The sequence below is a fragment of the Bradyrhizobium sp. SZCCHNPS1003 genome (genome assembly GCF_032381555.1).
Lineage (GTDB): Bacteria > Pseudomonadota > Alphaproteobacteria > Rhizobiales > Xanthobacteraceae > Bradyrhizobium.
Genome location: NZ_JAUHIU010000013.1, coordinates 122426 through 143181 on the forward strand (window position 1 = coordinate 122426; position 20756 = coordinate 143181).

General features: G+C 65.1%; 20 protein-coding genes. 5 read left to right on the forward strand and 15 right to left on the reverse strand.

Annotated features, from left to right (window positions below; all coding sequences use genetic code 11):
* Positions 1-44: 44 nt before the first annotated feature.
* The 9 genes from QX126_RS22060 to cysG form a co-directional block, all read right to left on the reverse strand.
* Positions 45-1082 carry a sulfate ABC transporter ATP-binding protein gene (locus tag QX126_RS22060; protein ID WP_315783632.1) on the reverse strand — a complete coding sequence of 346 codons (1038 nt, stop codon included), beginning with the start codon at positions 1080-1082 and terminating at the stop codon, positions 45-47.
* Positions 1072-1980, reverse strand: a complete 909-nt coding sequence (gene cysW / locus QX126_RS22065; RefSeq protein WP_315783634.1) for a sulfate ABC transporter permease subunit CysW — start codon at positions 1978-1980, stop codon at positions 1072-1074. Before cysW ends, QX126_RS22060 begins: the two co-directional genes overlap by 11 nt.
* A gap of 8 nt (positions 1981-1988) precedes the next feature.
* Positions 1989-2825 carry a sulfate ABC transporter permease subunit CysT gene (gene cysT, locus QX126_RS22070; protein WP_315734516.1) on the reverse strand — a complete coding sequence of 279 codons (837 nt, stop codon included), beginning with the start codon at positions 2823-2825 and terminating at the stop codon, positions 1989-1991.
* 208 nt (positions 2826-3033) lie between these two features.
* Entirely contained in the window at positions 3034-4023 is a 990-nt protein-coding gene (locus QX126_RS22075) for a sulfate ABC transporter substrate-binding protein (protein ID WP_315734518.1), read from the reverse strand.
* A 481-nt stretch (positions 4024-4504) separates the two neighbouring features.
* Complete coding sequence (locus QX126_RS22080; protein ID WP_315783636.1) at positions 4505-5230, reverse strand: phosphoadenylyl-sulfate reductase; 726 nt, start codon at positions 5228-5230, stop codon at positions 4505-4507.
* Complete coding sequence (locus tag QX126_RS22085; protein WP_315783638.1) at positions 5227-5745, reverse strand: DUF934 domain-containing protein; 519 nt, start codon at positions 5743-5745, stop codon at positions 5227-5229. Before QX126_RS22085 ends, QX126_RS22080 begins: the two co-directional genes overlap by 4 nt.
* Positions 5732-7387 carry a nitrite/sulfite reductase gene (locus tag QX126_RS22090; RefSeq protein WP_315783640.1) on the reverse strand — a complete coding sequence of 552 codons (1656 nt, stop codon included), beginning with the start codon at positions 7385-7387 and terminating at the stop codon, positions 5732-5734. The genes QX126_RS22085 and QX126_RS22090 overlap by 14 nt, the downstream gene beginning before the upstream one ends.
* Before the next feature lie 10 nt (positions 7388-7397).
* Positions 7398-7712, reverse strand: a complete 315-nt coding sequence (locus QX126_RS22095) for a DUF2849 domain-containing protein (protein WP_315775456.1) — start codon at positions 7710-7712, stop codon at positions 7398-7400.
* A complete protein-coding gene (cysG, locus tag QX126_RS22100) occupies positions 7713-9143 on the reverse strand; it encodes a siroheme synthase CysG (protein WP_315783642.1) in 1431 nt (476 codons plus the stop codon).
* A gap of 234 nt (positions 9144-9377) precedes the next feature.
* Between cysG and cysD the strand changes: the two genes are divergently transcribed.
* Both cysD and cysC read left to right on the forward strand, forming a co-directional pair.
* Positions 9378-10172: a sulfate adenylyltransferase subunit CysD gene (gene cysD / locus QX126_RS22105; protein WP_315735681.1), complete on the forward strand. Its 795-nt coding sequence runs from the start codon at positions 9378-9380 to the stop codon at positions 10170-10172.
* Positions 10173-10186: 14 nt separating this feature from the next.
* The gene (gene cysC / locus QX126_RS22110) at positions 10187-12103 is read left to right on the forward strand and encodes an adenylyl-sulfate kinase (RefSeq protein ID WP_315775458.1); all 1917 of its coding nucleotides are present in this window, start codon (positions 10187-10189) and stop codon (positions 12101-12103) included.
* A 286-nt stretch (positions 12104-12389) separates the two neighbouring features.
* Here the strand turns inward: cysC and QX126_RS22115 are convergent, their stop codons facing one another.
* Positions 12390-13394 (reverse strand): cytochrome-c peroxidase, encoded by a 1005-nt coding sequence (locus QX126_RS22115; RefSeq protein WP_315783643.1) that lies wholly within the window; start codon positions 13392-13394, stop codon positions 12390-12392.
* Positions 13395-13852: 458 nt separating this feature from the next.
* Between QX126_RS22115 and QX126_RS22120 the strand changes: the two genes are divergently transcribed.
* Complete coding sequence (locus QX126_RS22120; protein ID WP_315783644.1) at positions 13853-14578, forward strand: MgtC/SapB family protein; 726 nt, start codon at positions 13853-13855, stop codon at positions 14576-14578.
* A 301-nt stretch (positions 14579-14879) separates the two neighbouring features.
* Positions 14880-15212 (forward strand): DUF1493 family protein, encoded by a 333-nt coding sequence (locus tag QX126_RS22125; protein WP_315783646.1) that lies wholly within the window; start codon positions 14880-14882, stop codon positions 15210-15212.
* A gap of 42 nt (positions 15213-15254) precedes the next feature.
* Here the strand turns inward: QX126_RS22125 and QX126_RS22130 are convergent, their stop codons facing one another.
* From QX126_RS22130 to QX126_RS22140, 4 genes are all read right to left on the reverse strand, one after another.
* The gene (locus tag QX126_RS22130) at positions 15255-15953 is read right to left on the reverse strand and encodes a GIY-YIG nuclease family protein (RefSeq protein WP_315783648.1); all 699 of its coding nucleotides are present in this window, start codon (positions 15951-15953) and stop codon (positions 15255-15257) included.
* Between the two features lie 121 nt (positions 15954-16074).
* Positions 16075-16401, reverse strand: a complete 327-nt coding sequence (locus QX126_RS33585; RefSeq protein ID WP_409997682.1) for a DUF4926 domain-containing protein — start codon at positions 16399-16401, stop codon at positions 16075-16077.
* A gap of 97 nt (positions 16402-16498) precedes the next feature.
* Entirely contained in the window at positions 16499-16822 is a 324-nt protein-coding gene (locus tag QX126_RS22135) for a DNA-binding transcriptional regulator (RefSeq protein ID WP_315734545.1), read from the reverse strand.
* Positions 16806-17180, reverse strand: coding sequence for a type II toxin-antitoxin system RelE/ParE family toxin (locus QX126_RS22140; RefSeq protein ID WP_315734547.1), 375 nt, complete (start codon positions 17178-17180; stop codon positions 16806-16808). Before QX126_RS22140 ends, QX126_RS22135 begins: the two co-directional genes overlap by 17 nt.
* 1086 nt (positions 17181-18266) lie before the next feature.
* Between QX126_RS22140 and QX126_RS22145 the strand changes: the two genes are divergently transcribed.
* Entirely contained in the window at positions 18267-20435 is a 2169-nt protein-coding gene (locus QX126_RS22145; RefSeq protein ID WP_315783650.1) for a malate synthase G, read from the forward strand.
* Between the two features lie 73 nt (positions 20436-20508).
* On the opposite strand, the gene QX126_RS22150 is transcribed toward QX126_RS22145, so the two are convergent.
* The gene (locus QX126_RS22150; RefSeq protein WP_315734551.1) at positions 20509-20664 is read right to left on the reverse strand and encodes a Thivi_2564 family membrane protein; all 156 of its coding nucleotides are present in this window, start codon (positions 20662-20664) and stop codon (positions 20509-20511) included.
* Positions 20665-20756: the final 92 nt, after the last annotated feature.

The window sequence follows — 20756 nt, forward strand, 5'->3', positions numbered from 1 at the left end:
CATCGCCGGATCGAGCTGGCCGCGGCCCACGCGGCCACGCGCCCTCACCCCGCAAAGATCCGATAATGCCGCGGCTTCAGTCCGACCCGCTCGCCGATCCTGAGCTCGCGGTCACGCGGGGCGTCGATCTCGATCGTCGCGACGCCCTCCGCCAGCGCGATTTCGGCGCGCTGCACCGGGCCGAAGCTGCGGACATGAGTGATGTCGCCGTCCAGCGTTCCGCTGCCGGCCGGACCGATCACCATGTCGTGGCGGCGCACGAACAAGGTGGAGGCCCCGGCCGCCGCGCCTTCGGCCGCGAGATCGAGCGGGCGTCCCTTGAGGTGCACCGCGCCGCCGGTGATCTCGACCGGCAGCATGATCGACTCGCCGATGAAGCCGTGGACGAACGCCGTCGCCGGCGCGTCGTAGACGTCGCTCGGCGAGCCGACCTGCTCGATCCGGCCCTTGTCCATCACCACCACGCGGTGCGCGACCTCGAGCGCCTCCTCCTGGTCGTGGGTGACGAAGATCGAGGTGACGTTGATGGAGTGATGCAAGGTGCGCAGCCATTGCCGCAGCTCCTTGCGCACCTTGGCGTCGAGCGCGCCGAACGGCTCGTCGAGCAAGAGGATGCGCGGCTCGATGGCGAGCGCACGCGCCAGCGCGATGCGCTGGCGCTGGCCGCCGGAGAGCTGGCTCGGATAGCGATCGGCGAGCCAGTCGAGCTGGACGAGATCCAGCAGCTCCTTCACGCGCGCGCGGATCTCCGCCTCGCTCTTGCGGACGCGGCGCGGCTGCACGCGCAGGCCGAAGGCGACGTTCTCGAACACGTTCATGTGCCGGAACAGCGCGTAGTGCTGAAACACGAAGCCGACATGGCGCTCGCGCGCGCCGCGATCGAGCGCGCTCTCGCCGTCGAACAGGATCTCGCCGGCATCAGGCCAATCCAGCCCGGCGATGATCCGCAGCAAGGTCGTCTTGCCCGACCCGGACGGGCCCAGCAGCGCCAGCAATTCGCCGTCGGCGACCTTGAGATCGACGCCGTCGAGCGCCTTGAACGAGCCGAACGTCTTGACGACACCCCTGACTTCAATGGTCATGCTGACCTCCCTCATCGAGTTGCCGTTCGAGGACGGTTTTGACGACCAGCGTGATCAGCGCGAGCATCGCCAAGAGCGAGGCGATCGCGAACGAGGCGACCATCTGGTATTCGTTGTAGAGGATCTCGACCAGCAGCGGCATCGTATTGGTCTCGCCGCGGATATGGCCGGACACCACCGAGACGGCGCCGAACTCGCCCATCGCGCGCGCGTTGCAGAGCAGCACGCCATACAGCACGCCCCATTTGATGTTCGGCAGGGTGACGCGGAAGAACGTCTGCAGGCCGGACGCGCCGAGCGAGATCGCCGCCTCCTCCTCCTGCGTGCCCTGCTCCTGCATCAGCGGGATCAGTGCGCGCGCCACGAACGGGAAGGTCACGAACACGGTCGCCAACGCGATGCCGGGAAAGGCGAACAGGATCTGCAGGCCATGGCTCTGCATCCACGGGCCGAAGAACCCCTGCGCGCCGAACAGCAGCACGAACACGAGGCCCGATATCACCGGGCTCACCGAGAACGGCAGATCGATCAGGGTGATCAGGAACGTCTTGCCCGGAAAGTCGAACTTGGCGATCGACCAGGCGGCGCACAGGCCGAACACGAGATTGGTGCCGACCGAGACCAGCGCCACCAGCAGCGTCAGGCGGATCGCGTCCCACGCCTCGGCGTCGGCAAGCGCGGTAAAATAGGCAGCGATGCCCTTGCCGAACGCTTCCACGAACACGACGATCAGCGGCAGCACCACGAACACCGACAGGAACGCCAATGCCAACGTCGTGATGACGATGCGGACCAGGCGCGGCTCGGTGCGCGGATCGGGGCGGCCGGCCTGCGCCAGGCGCGGGCTGGTCGCGGACGATGCCACGGACGGCGCCTGCAGGGTCATCTCCACGCTCATGTCGGGTCCTAGTTCAAGGGCGCCCGGCTCTGCGCCCAGCGCTGCAACCGGTTCACGGCAAAGATGATCAGGAACGCCACGACGAGCATGACCACCGCGATCGCGGTGGCATCGGCGTAGCGGAATTCGGACAGCCGGATCACGATCAGCAGCGGCGCGATCTCGGAGACGTTCGGCAGATTGCCGGCAATGAAGATCACCGATCCGTACTCGCCGACCGCGCGCGCAAAGGCGAGTGCGAAGCCTGTGAGCAGCGCCGGCGTCAGGCTCGGCAGGATCACGCGGGTCACGATCTGCCAGCGCCCGGCGCCGAGGCTCGCCGCCGCCTCCTCGATCTCCGGATCGAGATCGATCAGCACCGGCTGCACCGTGCGGACGACGAAGGGGATGCCGATGAAGATCATCGCGACGAAGATGCCGAGCGGCGTGAACGCCACCTTGATCCCCATCGCGGCGAGCGGGGCGCCGAGCCAGCCCTTCTGGGTGAACAGCGCAGTCAGTGCCACGCCGGCCACTGCCGTCGGCAGCGCGAACGGAACGTCGACGATCGCGTCGAACAGTCGGCGCCCCGGAAAGCGGTAGCGCACCAGCGCCCACACGACGATGGTGCCCATCACGAGATTCACGCAGGCTGCGGCGAAGGCGAGGCCGAACGAGATCTTGAGTGCGCTCAACGTGCGCCGGCTGGTGACGATGTCCCAGAACTGGTCGAGGCTGAGATCGGTCGAGCGGACGAACAGCCCCGCAAGCGGAATCAGGACGATCAGAGACAGCCAGGTCAGCGTCAGTCCCATGGTGAGACCAAAGCCCGGCAAGGTGCTGCGACGTGGTGCAAGTACGTTCAAAAAAAGGCCTGGTCCGTTGATGATCGGTGTCGATGGGCTTGAATCGATTGTGGTGTCCGCCCGCCGCCCCCAGCCTCGTCTCGGCAAATCGAGACCGGGGACAGCGTCTCATGCGCAATGTCGCAGATCGCCGCAACGCCAGCTTGTTGCCTTACTGTCTCGAAGCCGTATCAGACCGGCTGCCACCAACTCGTTCCTTCCGATTCGATCAATTCTTGTAGATTTGATCGAAGATACCGCCTTCCGCAAAATGCTCCTTCTGGGCCTTGGTCCAGCCGCCGAACACCTCGTCGATGGTGAACAGCTCGACCTTGGCGAAGGCCGCCTCGTACTTCTTGGCGACCTCGGGATCCCGCGGACGGTAGGAGTTGCGTGCGGCAATTTCCTGACCTTCCTTTGTATACCAGTATTTCAGGTAGGATTCAGCCACACTCCGCGTGCCCTTCCTATCGGCCACCGAATCGACCACCGCAACTGGTGGTTCGGCCAGGATCGACAGCTGCGGGGCGACGATCTCGAACTTGTCCTTGCCAAACTCGCGCAGCGCCAGATAGGCCTCGTTCTCCCAGGCGAGCAGGACGTCGCCGACACCGCGCTCCACGAAGGTCACGGTGGCGCCGCGGGCGCCGGTGTCGAGCACAGGGACGTGCTGGTAGAGGTCGCCGACGAACTGCTTGGCCTTGTCGACCGAGCCGAACTTCTTCAGCGCATAGCCCCAGGCGGCGAGATAGTTCCAGCGCGCGCCGCCGGACGTCTTCGGATTGGGCGTGATCACCTCGACGCCCTTCTTGAGCAGATCGTCCCAATCCTTGATGCCCTTGGGATTGCCCTTCCGGACCAGGAAGACAATGGTCGACGTATAGGGCGAGGCATTCTGCGGCAGCCGCTTCTGCCACTCCTTGTCGAGCAGACCCTTGCCCGCGATCGCGTCGATGTCATAGGCGAGCGCCAGCGTCACGACATCGGCCTGCAGGCCGTCGATCACGCTGCGGGCCTGCGCACCGGAGCCGCCATGGGACTGCTTGACCTCGACGCTCTTGCCGGTCTCCTTCTGGTAGGCGGCTGAAAACGCCTTGTTGAACTCGACATAGAGTTCGCGGGTCGGGTCGTAGGACACGTTGAGCAGGTTTACGTCGGCAGCAACGGCCGACCCCGCCCATGCCAGGCCCGCGACAACAGCCAGAACACGCCGCATCATCCAAGCTCTCCATTCCCTTGACCAAAGCCCGCAATGCTGCAGGCGCGCATTGCAGATCGCCGGATGTGCGGTTCAGAGTCAACGAAACCGGATTCTCTTGTTTCCGGCCGGACATGGGCATTGTGCTACGAAGCGGGGCGCAATGGGATGGCTGTTCTTCGCCGCGACACATTGTCGTCGTGAGGGCGCGAAGCACAGCGAATGGGCGTGATCCAACTCGCATGACACCCGGTCGCGCTTGACTTTGTTCATCGCTTGTTCTCACCACGGAATGCACACCCTGAGTGGGAGCGTGTGGCGGTGTTGAAGACGCACGGCTGGAGTGCCGTCGGCGGAGGTGGTCCGGGCCTCATCCTTCGAGACACCCGCCTCGGGGCGGGCTCCTCAGGATGAGGGGTGAAGCAGCCCGCGAGGCCAAGCACGTCGTTCGATATCCGCGCTGTCCTTCTCCACGAACACGATGTTCATGGCCGCATGCAGCCTACACCGACGACGTCGCCACCGTGTGGATGCCGCACTCCGTCTTGCCGCGGCCGCGCCATCGCCCGGCACGGTCGTCCTCGCCGGAGTCCGAACGGCTGGTGCAGGGCATGCAGCCGATCGAGCGGAAGCCGGAGGCGACCAGCGGATGCTGCGGCAGGTTGGCCGAGCGGTAGATTTCGGCGATGTCCTCTCGCGTCACGTTCGCAAACGGATTGAACTTCACGCGCGCGCCGTCCTGCTCGACGACCGGGATGGCCGCACGTAGTCCGCCCTGGAAACGCTTGCGGCCATTGATCCAGGCCGCGAACGGCGCCAGCGCGCGTGCCAGCGGCTCGACTTTGCGGATGCGGCAGCAGGCGTCGGGATCAGAGAACCACAACTCGTTGTCGGCATCCTCGCGCGCCAGCGCCGCGGCGTCGGGCTTGATCGAGCGTACGTCCCGCAGGCCGAGAATCTCGATGAGCTGGTCGCGATAGGCCAGCGTCTCCGCGAACATGTGCCCGGTGTCGAGGAAGATCACCGGGATCGCCGGATCAACGTCGGCCGTCACCTTCAGCAGCGCCGCCGACTCCGTTCCAAACGACGACACCACCGCCAGCCGCTCGTGACCGATCGCCTCGAGAGCAGCGGCAATGACCTCGCGCGGCGCGGCCGTGCGCAGCGCGGCGTCGAGCGCCGCGACCGGGATCTCCGCAACCGAAGGCGATGCAGCCAGCGTGCTCACAGCCCGGCACTCTCCGAATGGCGCAGTTGCAGGCGCTGATGCAGCGCCGAGATACGGCCGTCGCCCGTCGGCTGGTAGAACACCGAATAGCGTTTCACGGTCTCGGTGAAGGCCTCGGCATCCGTCTGCTTCTTGACCTCGAAGGCATCGAAGCCGGCGCGCAGCATGAACACGAACTGGTCGCGCAGCACCTGCCCCGTCGCGCGCAGTTCGCCGCGATAGCCATAGCGCTCGCGCAGCAGGCGCGCTTGGGTATAGGCGCGGCCGTCGCGGAAGCTCGGAAACACCAGCGCGACCAGCGCGAGCCGGTCGAGATACGGCACGAGATCGTCGACGTCGCGATTGTTCGGCCAGATCACGCCGAGCTTGCCACCGGTCCGGCTGACCAGCGCGTCGGGGCCGGCGAGAAAACGCGTCTCCGAGACCAGGACGGCCCCCTGCGCCGGCAGCTCGGCATCGTCGGTGAGGCGGACGAACGCGTCCGCGATGATGTGTCCGCCCTTAACGAGTGGCATAAACCCGCTCCCTGAATGGTTCGACCCCGAGCCGCTTCACCGTATCGACGAACAGCTCCTCAGGGCTCGCGCGCAGCGCAAGATAGGCCTCGACGATGTCCTCGACGACGTCGGCGACCTCGGTATAGGGCACCGCGGGTCCGATCAGGGTGCCGAGCACGGCGCCCTCATCGGCGCGGCCGCCGATCGTGATCTGATAGAATTCCTCGTTGTTCTTCTCGACGCCGAGGATGCCGATGTGGCCGACATGGTGGTGGCCGCAGGCATTGATGCAGCCGGAGATGTTGATGTGCAGCCGGCCGATCAGGTTCGCCGTGTCGTGATTGGCGAAGCGGCGCGTGATCTCCTGCGCGATCGGGATCGAGCGCGCGTTCGCCAGCGAGCAGTAGTCGAGCCCCGGGCACGCAATGATGTCGGAAACGAGATTGACGTTGGGGATGGCGAGGCCGATCGCCTCGAGCGCCTTCCACACCGCGGGCAGATCACGCTTGCGCACATGCGGCAGCGCCAGATTCTGCTCATGCCCGACACGGATCTCGCTGGACGAATATTTGTCGGCGATGTCAGCGAGCGCATCCATCTGGTCGGCGGTCGCGTCGCCGGGCGGCTTGCCGACCGGCTTCAGCGACACGACCACGATCGCGTAGCCCTGCGCCTTGTGCGGGAAGACCGCGTTCTTGCGCCAGGCCTCGAACTTCTGATCGTGCGCGGCCTGCTTCAGCTCCTCCGGCATGTGCGGCAGCGTCTCGTAGGCCGGATAGAAGAAGCGCGAGCGGATGTCATCGATGATCCCCTGATCGAGCTTGAGCACGCCGTCGCGGATCTGCTGCCACTCCTCCTCGACCTCGGACGCGAACTTCTCGATACCGAGCTCGTGCACCAGGATCTTGATGCGCGCCTTGTAGATGTTGTCGCGGCGGCCGTACTGGTTGTAGACGCGCAGGATGGCCTCGACATAGCTGAGGATGTCGTGGCCATGGACGAAAGGCTTGATGGTCTTGGCGATGAACGGCGAGCGGCCCAGGCCGCCGCCGACCAGCACCTCGAAGCCGGTCTCGCCCTGCGCGTTCTTGAGCAGACGCAGGCCGATGTCGTGGATCTTGATCGCAGCGCGGTCATGCTCGGACGCCGTGATCGCGATCTTGAACTTGCGCGGCAGGAACGAGAATTCCGGATGCAGGGTCGTGAACTGGCGCAAGAGCTCGGCCCAGATGCGCGGATCCTCGATCTCGCCCGGCGCCACGCCGGCCCACTGGTCCGAGGTGACGTTGCGCATGTTGTTGCCGGAGGTCTGCATCGACTGGATGCCGACCTCGGCGAGGTCGGCCATCGCATCGGGCAGCTCGGCGAGCTTGATCCAGTTGAACTGGATGTTCTGCCGGGTCGTGAAGTGGCCGTAGCCGCGGTCGTAGCGGCGCGCCACATGCGCCAGCCGGCGCAACTGGTTCGACGCCAGCGTGCCGTAGGGAATGGCGATGCGGTACATGTAGGCGTGGAGCTGCAGATAGACGCCGTTCTGCAGCCGCAGCATCTTGAACTCGTCTTCGGAGAGCTCGCCCGACAGGCGCCGCTTCACCTGGTCGCGGAATTCGGCGACGCGCTCGTTGACCAGGGTCCGATCGATTTCGTCATAAGCGTACATGAGAGAGCCTTCAGGCTTGAGCCGGGAGCGCGATGGTGGCGCCCGTCAGCCGGATGTGTTCGCGCATATTGCCGGGCTTGACCGCACCGTCGGCAGCGACCTCGACCGGCGCGATATAGGGACCGATCGCGCCGAGATCGTCGGCCACCGCCTCCGACAACAGCGTACGTGCCTCGTCGGCGGTGCGCACGATCGCAGCATCGCTCAGCTCATCCGACCAGCTCTTGGTGCCGGTGCGGTAGATCACCGCGCCGTCCCAGGTCCGGTTCGCGGTGATGATCGAGGGACCGGTGATCTTGATCTTCTGTTGCAGCGGAGAGGTCATTCAGACGGGTTCCAGGAGTTTTGCGATCACGCCACTGAGGTTCTGCTGACGCCACGGCGCCGAATGCGCCACGACATCACCGATGATGAGAATGGCCGGACCGCCATCGATCTTGGCCACGAGGTCAGGCAGTTGATCCAAGGTGCCGACCACGGCCTGCGCGTCGGGGCGCGTGACCTTGGCGAACACACCGACCGGCGTCTGCGGCGAGCGGCCGGCGGCGAGGAGCCCGGTGCGCACGGCAGGCGCGGCCGTCATGCCCATGTAGACCACGACCGTCATCTTGGTGTCGGTCAGCGCCGACCAGTCCACCGCCTCGGCATCGCGCTCCTTGTGCGCGGTGAGGAAGGTGATGCGCAGCGCCTTGCTGCGGAAGGTCAGCGGCACCTCGAACTGCGCGGCGGCACCGAGGCCGGCGGTGATGCCGGGCACGATCGTGTAGGACACGCCGGCGTTGCGCAGCGCGTCGACCTCCTCGCCGCCGCGGCCGAACACGTAGGCATCGCCACCCTTGAGACGCACCGCGCGCTTGCCCTCGCGCGCCGCCTCGATCAAGAGCTTGTTGACGGCGTCCTGGCCGATGCCGGGCTTGCCGACGCGGCGGCCGACCGGCACGCGCGCGGCATCGCGGCGAATGCGATCGAGAATCTCGGGCGTGACCAGCTCGTCATAGAACACGACGTCGGCATCCTGCAGCGCGCGCAGCGCCTTGATCGTCAGCAGGTCCGGATCACCGGGGCCCGCACCGACCAGGGTCACATGGCCTTCGCTGCGGCCCGCATGATCCGCGCCCGCGAACGCGGTCGGATCGGCGATGCCATGCAGCGCCGCCGCGGCCTCGTGCTTGCGCCCCGCCAGTACCAGCGCGCCGATCGGGCCGTCGACGATGCGCTCCCAGAAGCGGCGGCGCAGCGGCATCTCGGTGATCAGCGGATTGATGGTCCTGCGGAAGTCGCCGATGAAGCTCGCGAGCTCGCCGATCCGCGCCGGCAGCAGCGCCTCGATGCGCTCGCGCACGCGGCGTGCCACCACGGGCGAGGAGCCGCCGGTGCCGATCGCCACCACGACGTCGCCGCGATCGACGATCGCCGGAAAGATGAAGCTGGAATGCGCGAGGTCGTCCATCACGTTGACGGGCAGACCAACGCTGCGTGCCCGCGCCGACATCGCAACGCCGATGTCGCCGGCGCCCGCGCACAGCACGGCGATGACGCCAGTGAGATCGGCGCTCAGCGGGTCGCCTTCGGCGCGCTCGATCTGGCCGTGCTCATCGCGCAGACCCGCGAGATCGAAGTCGCCGTCGGTGGCGAACCAGCGGATGCGCGCGCCCGCGGACAGCAACACGCGAAGCTTGGCGCGCACGAGCTCGCCCGCGCCAATCAGCAGCACGGGGCCGGTCTTCAGATCGAGAAACACCGGCAGATATTGCATCGCGCTCTTCGGTTTCGACTCTTCGGGGTTGACTGGAATTATTTTCTATATAAGTGTCACGCCGCACACGTAAAGAGAAAATTATTCCTTGGCTTCGCCATAGAATTTTCTCCCAAGCAGGCGATGGCTGATAGCATGCACATTCTCACCAACGACGTTTCCAGAGATCGGTTGCCCTCTTCCGAGATCGAGCAAGCATCTTCCATGCCGCGCGTCCTCAGCGCCGCACCGACCATGGATCATCTCGATCAGCTCGAGGCGCAGAGCATTTACATTCTCCGCGAGGCCTTTGCACGGCTGAAGAAGCTCGCGCTGCTCTGGTCGCTCGGAAAAGATTCCAACGTCATGATCTGGCTGGCGCGCAAGGCGTTCTTCGGCCGCGTGCCGTTTCCGGCCATGCATGTCGACACGGCCAAGAAGTTTCCGGAGATGTACGCCTTCCGCGACACCTACGCGAAGGAATGGGGCCTCGATCTCAAGGTCGAGCCGTGCCCGCCGATCGACGCGGTGGATCCGACCCTGCCCCCCGCGGCGCGCTCGGCTGCGCGGAAAACCGAAGGCCTGAAGATGGCGCTCGCCAAGCACGGCTTCGACGGCCTGATCGCCGGCATCCGCCGCGACGAGGAAGCGACGCGCGCCAAGGAGCGCGTGTTCTCGCCGCGCGGCGCCGAAGGCCATTGGGACGTGCGCGATCAGCCACCTGAGTTCTGGGATCACTTCAACGCCTCGCCGCCGCAGGGCGCTCACTTGCGCATCCATCCGATCCTGCATTGGACCGAGGCCGACATCTGGGCCTACACGGCGCGGGAGAACATCCCGATCATTCCGCTCTATCTGTCCAGGAACGGCAAGCGCTATCGCTCGCTCGGCGACCAGGACATCACGTTCCCGGTGGCGTCCAACGCCTCCAACATCCCCGAGATTCTCGCCGAGCTCGAAAGCACCAAGGTGCCGGAGCGCGCCGGCCGCGCGCTCGACCACGAGACCGAGGACGCCTTCGAGCGGCTGCGCGTCGCCGGCTATCTGTGAGCGGGGACGAGGCCATGAACATGCGAGTCCCGTCAGCCGCCCCCGCCACGCCGAACGGCACCACCCGTCCGCAGGTCCGCATCGTGATCGTCGGCCACGTCGATCACGGCAAGTCGACGCTGGTCGGCCGCCTGCTGCATGAGACCGGCAGCCTGCCCGAGGGCAAGCTCGAAATGCTGCAGGCGGTCTCCGCCCGCCGCGGCATGCCGTTCGAATGGTCGTTCCTGCTCGATGCGCTGCAGACCGAGCGCGACCAGGGCATCACCATCGACACCACGCAGATCCGCTTCCGCACCAATGCGCGCGAGGTCGTGCTGATCGACGCGCCCGGCCACGCCGAATTCCTGCGCAACATGATCACCGGCGCCTCGCAGGCCGACGGCGCGGTGCTGATCATCGACGCGCTGGAGGGCGTGCGCGACCAGACCCGCCGCCACGGCTATCTCCTGCATCTGCTCGGCGTGAAGCAGGTCGCGGTCGTCGTCAACAAGATGGACCGCGTCGATTTCAGCGAGGAGCGCTTCGACACGATCAAGGCCGAGATCTCCGCGCATCTCGAGGGCCTCGGCGTCGAGCCGGTCGCGATCATTCCGATCTCGGCGCGCGACGGCGACGGCGTCGCCCAGCTGACCTCGCGGATCGGCTGGTATGGCGGCCCGACCGTGGTCGAGGCCCTCGACGGCCTGGAGCCGGCAAAGCCGCTGTCGAGCCTGCCGCTGCGCCTGCCGGTGCAGGCGATCTACAAGTTCGACGACCGTCGCATCGTCGCCGGCCGCGTCGAGGCCGGCGAGCTCAAGACCGGCGACGAGATCGTGATCATGCCGGCCGGCAAGATCGCCAAGATCAAGACCGTCGAGGGCTGGCCGCAGACGCCGGTGACGGCGCCGCAGGGCGCCGGCCGCTCGGTCGGCATCACGCTCGACCGCGAGCTGTTCATCGAGCGCGGCGACGTCATCGCCCATGTCGGCCGCGAGCCGCAGGCGGCCCGACGCCTGCACGCGCGCATCTTCTGGCTGCACGACCAGCCGCTCGCCAAGGGGGACAGCATCCTGGTGCGGCTCGGCACCCGCGAGGCGCGCGGCAGCGTGGTCGCGATCGAGAAGGCGGTCGATCCGGGCTCGCTCTCCAACGAGCAGAATGCCGCGATCGCGCGCAACCATGTCGGCGAGATCGAGATCGCGCTGACCCAGCCGGTCGCCATCGATCCCTACGCCGAGAACGCCCGCACCGGCCGCCTCGTCATCGAGGTCCAGGGCCGCATTGCAGGCGGCGGTCTGGTGCTCACGGTCGACGCCGGCAAGCGCGCCGCGCCGGTCGACATCATGCCGGTGGAATCGGCGCTGCAGCCGCAGGAGCGCGCCGACCGCTACCGCCACAAGGGCGCGGTGGTGTGGATGACCGGCCTGCCCGGCGCCGGCAAGTCGACGCTGGCGCGTGCGCTGGAGCGGCGGCTGTTCGGCCGCGGCGGCGCGCCCGTGCTGCTCGACGGCGACACCGTCCGCGCCGGCCTCAACAAGGATCTCGGCTTCACGCCGGAGGACCGCGCCGAGAACATCCGTCGCCTCGCCGAGGTCGCGACCCATCTCGCTCGCAACGGCCACATCGCGATCGTGGCCGCCGTGTCGCCCGCGCGCGAGGACCGCGCGGCCGCCCGTCGCGTCGCCGGCGACCTGTTCCGTGAGGTCTATGTCGCGACGGCCGCCGAGATCTGCGAGAGCCGCGACCCCAAGGGCCACTACGCCAAGGCCCGCGCCGGCAATCTGCAGAACTTCACCGGCATCGGCACCGACTACGAGCCGCCGCTCGATGCGGAGCTGGTGATCGACACCGCGACGCGCGGGATTGCGGACGCCACCGACGAGCTCGAGGCGCTGCTGTCGCGGACATCAGTGCTGTTCGACGACATCGCCGATCTCGGTGCCAACATCTGATTGCGTCGTCACTGCATGATCATGGACCGCGCACACACGGTCCATGACAGGGTTGGCAGATAATCAAGCCTCTCACGTTTGCCTGTCAGGCTCGTGATACGCACTGTCATTCCGGGGCAAGGCCGCAGGCCTTGAACCCGGAATCTCGACATTGTCTTGCGTCCATTCTTAACAAGCTCGAGATTCCGGGTTCGATCGTCAATGCGAAGCCGCTTCGCGCCTTCGCATTGCCAATCGCCCGGAATGACTGTGAAGACGCGACCGCCAGCTTCTTGTCAGTGCCACGCTACAGCGCGCCGACATAGGCGGTGAGATCGTCGAGCTCGGCGTCGGTCGGCAGCCGCGAATCCATCTTCTTGGCATAGACCTCCCACATCAGCTTGACCGCGTCGCGCAGCGAGGCGGTGCGGCCGTCGTGGAAATACGGCGCCGTCGACGCCACCGCGTGCAGGGTCGGCACCTTGAACTTGCCGCCGGTGCCGATGTCGTCGCGGCTCTTCTTGTCGAAGCTCGGCAGCACGTGGCAGGTGCCGCAGCCGCCATCGCCGACATAGAGCTCATAGCCGCGCTTCACGGCCGCGCTGGCATCGTCCCTCGGCGTGCCGTCGTCCTTGACCTGCCAGTTCGCCGGATAGTTCAGCGTCCGCACATAGGCGACCAGCGCCGCCAGCGTCTCCTTCGACGGCTCCGGCCCCTTCATGCGGTTGACGATGATGCCGCGAATGCTGTCCTCCAGCGTCGCCGCCTGCCCGGCCCAGCCGAACACCGAGCGCTCGCCGACGCCCCACAGGGTCGGCGTATTCCTGCCGTTGGGGTCGCCGTCGGCGACGACGTCGAGCCCGACATAGGTCTTGTTGTTGGTATGCCCGGTCGAGAAGTGGCAGGTGGCGCAGGACGCCTTGCCGCCGTCCGACAGGCTCACGTCGTTGAACAGCGCCAGCCCCTTAGCGGCGGGGTCCGCCTCGGAGAGGGGTGCAGGTGGAGTCGCCGTGGCGCCGACCGTGGTGGGCGGCGCCACGGCCGGCTCCATCGCTGCAGCGGCGGGCGGGGCCTTCCGCTTCCTTGCTGCCGTGGCAACGTGCCTGACCCTGGGCCTGTGCGCCGTCTCGGCCGCGTGGACGGATTTCGGCTTCAACGCAGCTACGAGCATCTGAAGCAAGGTCGGCTTTCTCTCAACCGCGCGTCCCTCGGTCGCGTGCAGGTACGGTGCTGTCGACTTGTCGGCTGCTAGGGCGGGCAAGGCGAGCAGGCCGAGACACAGGACGACCGACCGCAGCCCAGTGAACGACATGATGCGCCTCCCCCCACCCCTGCTAGATGCAAGTCGTTATCGATAGCTTTTACGTCCGAAGTGGGACTGTGCGGGGGCAATGAATCGGCGCGGGCGGGATCGAGCGACAGCATCGTGCCGGCCTGACCACGTCTCATGGCGAGCAGGTCGCACTATCTTGCGCGAGAGGGACATCGACCCCGGCTTGATCGACATCGTCGACCGCACACACCTCACCCGAGGTGCCGCCCGCAGCCTGGCTCAAATTCGGCCTCGTGACGTCACGCGCGACATCGGCGAGCAGAGCGACAGCCGCAGCCAAGCGTGGTCACCTTCTCCCCGAAGACCTACGGAGGAGTGCGCCGGTTCGCTCTTGGACGCCAAGCCTGCCCATGGGGCCGCCGTACGATCTGCAAGCAGAAATTAGCACTTGATCCGCACAGTTCACGGCACGCGCAGCAACGCTGTCGAGGCGCAGGATGGAGCATCTGGCGGCCTATTGGTCGAGGGCAGAACTGGAGACGAACGGGATTCTGCTGCTGCACCTGATGGGTGCAGCAGCCGTCGGCCTGCTGCTGGGCTACGAGCGCACCTATCACGGACGCGCGGCCGGCATGCGGACCTACGCGCTGGTTTGCGTCGCATCGACCTTGCTGACGGCGATCAACGGCTTTCCCGGCAGCTGGTATGGCGGCATGGCGGTGTCGCCGACCGTCTCCGATCCGACGCGCGTGATCCAGGGCCTGATGACCGGCATCGGCTTCCTCGGCGCCGGCGTCATCATCAAGGACGGCTTCACCATCCGCGGCGTGTCGACGGCCGCCTCGATCTGGATGACGTCGGCGATCGGCATCATCATCGGCATCGGCCTCTACGGCACCGCGCTTTGCGCCACGGCATTGTCCCTGGCCGCGATGACCCTGCTCGGCAAGGTCGAACAATGGCTGCCGCATCAAACCACGCTGTCGCTGTCGGTCGTCTACCGCCATGGTCTGCAGCCGAGCGAGGCCGAACTGCGCGAATGCATGCGGGCCTATGGCTTCGACGTGCTGGACTGGTGCTACGAATACAGCGAGGCGAAGCGGCAATTCCATTTCGAGCTGGTGCTGCAGGCCGCCGGCCGGTTCGAGACCGCCCAGATGGCGCGCGACCTGTCCACGGCCGAGGACGTGGTCGAATTCCGCCTGGCGCCGTCAAGGGCATGAGGGGAGCAGGACGGAAGCATACGGCCGTCGATCGCAACTGGGCCGATCGGACAAGCCAGCGATGTGCCGCCCTCGGATTGGTTGAAGCTCCGGCTCGTCACCTTCGGCGCGTTGTAGCCACAGCAACGGCGCGAGCGCGGCACAAGCGTCCGGAGGCCCGTGACCAAGGGATCCAACAAGGAAAGCGACGGTCCGGCCATCGTGATTGGGATGGCGTGGGCATAGATCCATTGTTGCGTAGGAGGGCAAAAGCGACTTTGGCAGTCGGCGCGTGGCAGCATGCAGAGTCAGGCACGAGATAATGCAACAGACAACAGACCTGCTCCGTCAATCCGTCCTGCAGTTCGTCGCGGCGCAGACGACGACGCGCAGGCCGCTCTTCGACGAGACCGACGTCGCCCGCGACCTCGGCGTGGACGGCGAGGATGCGCGCGAATTCCTGCTTGCATTTCAACGGCAGTTCGAAGTCGACCTGCCCGACTTCGCGTTCGACCGTCATTTTGGACCGGAGGGCTTCACGTTGACCGGGTTTGTCCTACGGCTTCTCAGCTTGCGCCACCTACGGCAGCCCTTGACGATCGGAATGCTGGTCGAGGCGGCACGGCTCAGGCGGTGGCCTCACAACGGCGCGTAGCCGGGATGAACGGGGCGACATCCAGTGCCTGACGATGATGCGCTACTGGTATCTTCGCTTCTTAAATGCCGCTACGTCCGCGTTAGTCAGCTTAAACCACTCACCGTTCGCTCGCTTGTCTACGAAGCGACGATGCCAATATGCCTCGATGCCTGCGGGATCATCGGTGCGGATCGAGTGAACAAGCGTTGCGGCTTCGGGAAGAGCGATACGAATTTCTTTGACTCGGCGTTCCAATTCATCGCTGCGGCCAATTTTGTAGTGGGTACCGGATTTTATGAGATAAACTAGACCTTCCCTCGAGTTGGTCGGAGTTTCGGCCTCCACTTTCTGGCCGAGCATCTGGACGATATCGTCGTATCCCGACCTGCCCTCCAACCATGCCCTGAGGTTCGAGATCAATCCCTCTTTTGATCCAAAATAAGAGTGGATTGTCTTCTCGTTCGGGAAGTCCTCGCGCTGCCGCCTGAACATCCGAATTTCCATAATGGTCGGCAGCCGCTTATAGTATCGGGCCGCTTCCACGAAGCTCGCCAGAATATGATCGGCCTCAGACTTACCTTGAAACTTGTTCGCCGCGTAGCCAGCCTCGGCTAGGGCATCACTCCAACGAGCCCAATACAGGCCGCGCCAAGTCCCCTCGGTAATGCCGGTTGCGCTCTCGAACGCGCGAACACCTGGAGCCTGACCGCCGTTAGCCTCCGCAAGTCTCTCTATTTCACTCAAGATTCTGGCGCGCATTGTCAATTTCTACGATTTATCGAGTCTGCTGCGAGAATACTCTATTTGATGCCCGCTTGAGTAAGCAAGATTGCGCTGCAAACTCCACAGACCGTAGAGCCGGCGAGACGACGCGCGCCGATCATTTCAGTCGCCAATCACTTCGAGCAGGCACCGCGTGTCGCGAGAGCTCACGCGGGCTCCCCTTCACGAACCATCCTTCGTATGGGATCATCAACTCGATGTCCTCAGGCACGACGTCATAAAGCCCGGCATGCTCTCCGTCAGAAAAGAACTCGACCAGATATGCCGGCGGCCTGGAACGATGATCGATCACGATGGTACCTTGCGCGCCGATCGGAAGAGGTATGGTTGGCACCAACCTCCGAAGACGAACGACGTCGTACTCCCTGAACAGCCGCTTCCGCCGCCGGAGGCTCGCAAGGCAGGCTCGGAAAGTGCGGAACACGTGTAGCTCCGTATCAGCAACAGCGATACCGAAGGCCAGACCTATATATCGCCCCGTTCACGCTGGTTTAGCCGCCCGCCACGAGGTACTGACTGCATCAGGCGAGGATCTTCAACCCGTGCTTCTGGACGATTGTCAGCAGCTTGAGCGCCATGCCGCTCGGCCGCTTGGCTCCAGTCTCCCATTTCTCGATGGTACTTTCGCTCGTATTGAGATATCGGGCGAACACCGGCTGACTGACATTGTTGGCCTCACGGAGCCGCTTGATCTGAGCAGGCTTCATTTCACTGGCGACGGCTAGATGACGGGAATCGAAGTCCCGCATCGTCGCCTTGTCGAGCGCGCCGACTTTGTGAAGCATCGTGGCGGACGAATGAAGCGCTTCCGAGAGGTCGCTCTTGAACCTATTTTTTTTCGTCATGACAGATCTCCACCAAGTCTTCGTCCGCCAGGAGTTGCGCGAGTTGTGCGCTATTCAATGCGGCATAGCTCTTTGCGAGAGTTCGGAAGTCTTCCAGCTCATCATCGTCGATGTTCGCTCTATCCTTCTTGGCGAATAGATATTCGTAGATCCAGTATCGACCGCTCTTGGCGAGGATGATGCTCCGGTGCATGTTCTTGTTCAGACGCTTCTTGAAGACCCCACCTCCCAGATCGTCAGCCTGGCCCTTGATGACTGCCTCGACGGCCTCGCAGAGCTCGATGTCCCTGATACGAGCCTTGCGTGCCGCCTTCGAGAACCATGCGGTTTTGAAAACTCGCTTGAATTGGCCAGCCATGGTTTTATATAGCACTAGGTGCTACAGATTTCAACGCGCACCTCTCGCATGGAAAAGCCTGTTTCCCTCGTCCGGCCAAGCTGATTTGCCCTATCCAGTCCTCGGCCCAAAAATATTCCTCTTTCCTTTTTTCCGAATTCATGCTTATCTCTGAGCATCCCGTCCCACACGAGGGACAGTTCGCGACCGTCACGGACGTCGGGTGCGGGATGCGGTGGGCGCTTTGGGCTGCGGCGTGAGCAATCATGTCGACGGACAGTCCCGAGGCGCACGGCCAAGCCGTGGGGTCCTGGCATCCCGATGCTGATGCCACGCTTGCGATGACGCCAATGCGTCGCGCGGGCAACGGTGACCAGAAAGCCCGGCGCACCGGGGAGACCACGGAGCAACCGTAGAGCCATCGCGCAGGGGAGGCCGGATGTCCGGCTCGTACCTGTGGTGACTGCCGCCTGCATTTTTTTCTGCAGGCGGGCCATGGGTGCAGCCTGCACCCGGCCTTCCCCGCGCCTCTCGTGATCGAGGGGCGGCACGTCAGCAAAGCTCGGACGCGATCACGCGCCGCGAGGACGAAGTCGCATGAGCCATCACCTCCACGAGCGATCACCTTCGTTGAGTTGTCCGCAGCCGTTTGGTGTACGTCGGAACGCCATTTGCGGCACGCTTTGCGTTGTCACCCTCCCCCTGGAGGGCGCGCGTCGCGGCAGCGATGCGCGACGGGGTGGGGTGATGCCACGCGCACCGGCGCTCGTGGAGAGATCACCCCACCCCCGCCTCGCATCTCGCTTCGCTCGTTGCGAGTCGACCCTCCCCCTCCAGGGGAGGGTGGCAGCGTGCCCGATCCGAGAGCTCCGCACGGTTGTGGGCTCGCGGCCGAACTCTGAGGCGGTCCTGCGAAATTACTTGGCATCACTCCGCCCGGAACCAGCCCGCCTGTCCGCTGCCCCCCGACCAACTGCGATACCCCTCCCCCCTTTCGTGGCCCCCGCTTTGGCGCTAAATGCACTGCACACGCCGCCTTCGAGGCGGCCATTTCAGCATGCCCAAGACACGCGCAACGTCGCCCTTATTCGAGAGAAACGTCTCATCATGACCCGTATCGACGCCCATGGACTGAAGATCGCCCCCGTTTTGTTCGACTTCATCGCCAAGGAGGCCACGCCGAAGACCGGGATCGATCCGGACGCGTTCTGGGCCGGCCTCAGCGCGATCCTGCGCGATCTCGCCCCGAAGAACCGCGAGCTGCTCGCCCTCCGCAATGCCCTGCAGGACAAGATCGACGCCTGGCACCTCGCTAACAAGGGCAAGGCCTTCGACCTCGGCGCCTACACCGCGTTCCTGAAGGAGATCGGCTACCTGCTGCCCGAGCCCGCGACCCACAAGGTCGAGACTGCCAATGTGGACGAGGAGATCGGCAAGATCTGCGGCCCGCAGCTGGTGGTGCCGCTGACCAATGCCCGCTACGCGCTCAACGCGGCGAATGCTCGCTGGGGTTCGCTGTATGACGCGTTCTACGGCACCGACGCCATCCCGCACGATCCGAGCGAGTCCGGCAAGGGCTACAACAAGGCCCGCGGCGACAAGGTGATCGCCAAGGCCAAGGCCTTCCTCGACGCCGCCGTACCGCTCGCCACCGGCAGCCACACCGACGTGACCGCCTACAGCGTCATTGCCGGCCAGCTCTCCGCCAAGCTGAAGAGCGGCAACGCCACCGCGCTCAAGAACGCTGACCAGTTCGCCGGCTACCAGGGCTCGGCCGACGCCCCCTCCGTGATCCTGCTCGCCAACAACGGCCTGCACGTCGAGGTCGTGATCGACCGCAGCCATGTCATCGGCAAGGACGATCCGGCAGGCGTCTCCGACATGATCCTGGAGGCCGCGGTCTCGACCATCCTCGACATGGAGGACTCGGTCGCCGCCGTCGACGCCGAGGACAAGGTGCTGGTCTACCGCAACACGCTCGGCCTGATGAACGGCACGCTGTCGGCCGATTTCGAGAAGGGCGGCAAGACGCTCACCCGCGCGCTGAACAGCGACCGCAGCTACACCACGCCGTCCGGCGGGACGCTCACCTTGCACGGCCGCAGCCTGCTGCTGATCCGCAATTGCGGGCACCACATGTTCACCGACGCCGTGCTCGACTCCGAGGGCAAGGAGGTGCCGGAGGGCATTCTCGACGCCGCCGTCACCGGCCTCCTGGCGATGCACGACCTCAAGGGCAACTCCAAGGTCAAGAACAGCCGCACCGGCTCGATCTACATCGTCAAGCCGAAGATGCACGGCCCGGACGAGGTGGCGCTGACGGTCGACTTGTTCGCGCGCGTCGAGAAGCTGCTCGGCCTGCCCGAGAACAGCATGAAGGTCGGCATCATGGACGAGGAGCGCCGCACCACGGTGAACCTCAAGGCCTGCATCCAGCAGGCGTCCAAGCGCATCGTCTTCATCAACACCGGCTTCCTCGACCGCACCGGCGACGAGATCCACACTTCGATGGAAGCGGGTCCGATGATCCGCAAGAACGAGATGAAGGCGCAGGCCTGGATCAAGGCCTATGAGGACTGGAACGTCGACAACGGCCTGACCTGCGGCCTGCCCGGCCATGCCCAGATCGGCAAGGGCATGTGGGCGGCGCCGGACAAGATGGCGGACATGCTGGCGCAGAAGGTCGGCCACCCGCAGGCGGGCGCCACCACCGCATGGGTGCCGTCACCGACCGCCGCGACGCTGCATGCCCTGCACTACCACCAGGTCAACGTGCACGCCCGCCAGGACGAGCTTGCCAAGGGGGGCCCGCGCGCCAAGCTCGGCGACATCCTGACCATCCCGGTGTCGCAGTCGAACTGGGCGCCGGACGACGTGCGCCAGGAGATCGACAACAACTGCCAGGGCATTCTCGGCTATGTCGTGCGCTGGATCGACCAGGGCGTCGGCTGCTCCAAGGTGCCTGATATCCACGACGTCGGCCTGATGGAGGACCGCGCCACCTTGCGGATCTCCAGCCAGCATCTCGCCAACTGGCTTCACCATGGGGTCGTCACCAAGGAGCAGGTGATGGATTCGCTGAAGCGCATGGCCGTCGTGGTCGACAAGCAGAACGCCGGCGACGCGCTGTATCGGCCGATGGCGCCGTCGTTCGATGGCGTGGCGTTCAAGGCAGCCTGCGACCTTGTGTTCGAAGGCCGCACCCAGCCGAACGGCTACACCGAATACATTCTCACCGCGCGGCGGCGCGAGGCCAAGCAGAACGAGAAGGCTTAGGCCCGACGTCAAAAAGCCCCGGCGATCCGCCGGGGCTTTTTTTGATCAGGCGAGAGGTAACATGATCCTCAGATCATATGACCGCGATGTAGCGAAGCAGCGAGATCACGCCGAGCACGATCACGACGACGCGGCAGATCTGCTTGGCGCGACCGTCGATCGGCAACAGGTTGATCAGATACAGAATGAGGATGACGACGAGGAAGGTGACGAGAGCACTGATGAGCATGGGAGTCCCCTGGGAGATGAAGGATGCGCTGGCGCTGTGGAGCTAACCCGCTCGGCGGCTTGCAGTTCCATTCTCGGAACTTGCGATCCCAA

Bases quoted from the DNA above. Each gene is read 5' to 3' on its own strand.
- QX126_RS22060 (WP_315783632.1), bottom strand. From the start codon at position 1,082: ATGACCATTGAAGTCAGGGGTGTCGTCAAGACGTTCGGCTCGTTCAAG.
- cysW (WP_315783634.1), bottom strand. From the start codon at position 1,980: ATGAGCGTGGAGATGACCCTGCAGGCGCCGTCCGTGGCATCGTCCGCG.
- QX126_RS22075 (WP_315734518.1), bottom strand. From the start codon at position 4,023: ATGATGCGGCGTGTTCTGGCTGTTGTCGCGGGCCTGGCATGGGCGGGG.
- QX126_RS22085 (WP_315783638.1), bottom strand. From the start codon at position 5,745: ATGCCACTCGTTAAGGGCGGACACATCATCGCGGACGCGTTCGTCCGC.
- QX126_RS22090 (WP_315783640.1), bottom strand. From the start codon at position 7,387: ATGTACGCTTATGACGAAATCGATCGGACCCTGGTCAACGAGCGCGTC.
- QX126_RS22095 (WP_315775456.1), bottom strand. From the start codon at position 7,712: ATGACCTCTCCGCTGCAACAGAAGATCAAGATCACCGGTCCCTCGATC.
- cysG (WP_315783642.1), bottom strand. From the start codon at position 9,143: ATGCAATATCTGCCGGTGTTTCTCGATCTGAAGACCGGCCCCGTGCTG.
- cysD (WP_315735681.1), top strand. From the start codon at position 9,378: ATGGATCATCTCGATCAGCTCGAGGCGCAGAGCATTTACATTCTCCGC.
- cysC (WP_315775458.1), top strand. From the start codon at position 10,187: ATGAACATGCGAGTCCCGTCAGCCGCCCCCGCCACGCCGAACGGCACC.
- QX126_RS22115 (WP_315783643.1), bottom strand. From the start codon at position 13,394: ATGTCGTTCACTGGGCTGCGGTCGGTCGTCCTGTGTCTCGGCCTGCTC.
- QX126_RS22120 (WP_315783644.1), top strand. From the start codon at position 13,853: ATGGAGCATCTGGCGGCCTATTGGTCGAGGGCAGAACTGGAGACGAAC.
- QX126_RS22125 (WP_315783646.1), top strand. From the start codon at position 14,880: ATGCAACAGACAACAGACCTGCTCCGTCAATCCGTCCTGCAGTTCGTC.
- QX126_RS22130 (WP_315783648.1), bottom strand. From the start codon at position 15,953: ATGCGCGCCAGAATCTTGAGTGAAATAGAGAGACTTGCGGAGGCTAAC.
- QX126_RS22135 (WP_315734545.1), bottom strand. From the start codon at position 16,822: ATGACGAAAAAAAATAGGTTCAAGAGCGACCTCTCGGAAGCGCTTCAT.
- QX126_RS22140 (WP_315734547.1), bottom strand. From the start codon at position 17,180: ATGGCTGGCCAATTCAAGCGAGTTTTCAAAACCGCATGGTTCTCGAAG.
- QX126_RS22145 (WP_315783650.1), top strand. From the start codon at position 18,267: ATGACCCGTATCGACGCCCATGGACTGAAGATCGCCCCCGTTTTGTTC.
- QX126_RS22150 (WP_315734551.1), bottom strand. From the start codon at position 20,664: ATGCTCATCAGTGCTCTCGTCACCTTCCTCGTCGTCATCCTCATTCTG.